This is a genomic window from Photorhabdus cinerea (genome assembly GCF_011189575.1).
GTDB classification, from domain to species: domain Bacteria; phylum Pseudomonadota; class Gammaproteobacteria; order Enterobacterales; family Enterobacteriaceae; genus Photorhabdus; species Photorhabdus cinerea.
In genome coordinates, this window is the sequence record NZ_PUJW01000101.1 from 1 (window position 1) to 1,297 (window position 1,297).

2 protein-coding genes are annotated in these 1,297 nt (G+C 39.6%); both read left to right on the forward strand.

All coding sequences use genetic code 11. From position 1 onward, the window contains the following. Positions 1-333: 333 nt before the first annotated feature. Positions 334-483, forward strand: coding sequence for a type I toxin-antitoxin system Hok/Gef family toxin (locus C5469_RS22720; protein WP_051225736.1), 150 nt, complete (start codon positions 334-336; stop codon positions 481-483). 127 nt (positions 484-610) lie between these two features. Continuing rightward, positions 611-1,105, forward strand: coding sequence for a hypothetical protein (locus C5469_RS22725; protein ID WP_065822500.1), 495 nt, complete (start codon positions 611-613; stop codon positions 1,103-1,105). The last annotated feature ends 192 nt before the right edge of the window (positions 1,106-1,297 follow it).

Genomic DNA, 1,297 nt, shown 5'->3' on the forward strand with positions numbered 1-1,297 from the left:
GCCAGAAGCATTAAAGCTGGTGGGAGAACAATTGAAAGCTGTAACAATGCTGGCTAACAGTTGTGCTGACTATAAAGATTTTGAAGCTCGTTGTATGGTGGCATTTGGGGTAAAAGGGCAGTTAAAACTGATTTATCCGGCCGCGTGATTAATATGGATATATATATTTCACTTTGGTATATTTTTGGCGGGCGCTTGAGGCTATCTGTCTCTGGCGTGCTGGAGCGGATAGAAGAAAGCCCCAAATGATCTTTCAATCAATTTGAGGCGCATCTAATGCTTAGCAACATAAGATTAGCCTCTTACACGCCGAAAGGCAAGGAGACGCTAACCATGAAACAGCAAAAAGCGATATTTATCGCCATCGTTATTTGTATTGCCGCTTTAGCGGCTGTGCTGGTCACGAGGAAGGACCTCTGTGAGGTTCGCATCCGAAGCGGTCAAACGGAGGTTGCTGTTTTCATGGATTACGAACCCAAGTAAGAGCAACGGCGGGGAGCAATCCCCGCCATCTCTTGTTGTTGAGCATGGCTCTCAAGCGCCCTTTTTTGCGTTTAATTGCGCCCTCCTGGTGATAGGATGTGATTTTGTCATTAAGTAAGGGTAAGAGATGGGAATTATAAAATTTTTCATTGTTATTATTGTGACTTCTATTAGCTTAACATGCCTTGCTAATCAAAAGTTACCAAATGAAATAAATGGCTATATCGGTCAAGAAATTATAACCGGAATGGGTAATAGGATGGGTAGCGGCATGGTCAATGTTGGAGGATTATCGGTCGGAAAGGATAGGGTAAAACTTTATTTCATTGATTATACAATCGATATATTAACCAATGAAAAGAAACCGATTTTTTTCAGAAATGGTCTTATTGATCATAGGGAAATAGTGCTAAATTGTAAGGATAAAACATATTCATCTTACACAGCAAAAGAACTTCATGAATTGGCAAATGCTCCATTGTCATATCATGAGTTAGGTCATCCTCATAAATGGGGTGATTATGATTTTAAAGATGATGGTCACTTGGGCGTTCAATATAAAGATGATCAAGAAAAAGTTACCAAGCTATTTAATTTTATGTGCGATTCTGGAATTAAATAAAAGGGCGATATTATAACAAATATCATGATCCGCCTCGCACCGTTCACTGCCGCACAGACAGCCTAAAGCCCCTTATGGGGCTTATTTGTTGGTTAATGTGATTGGTTCAGGCGGTATTGCATTTTCTATTTTTCTTATAGCTGATTTTATGAACTCAACATTTTGTTGAATAATATCGAATTTCGCCATATC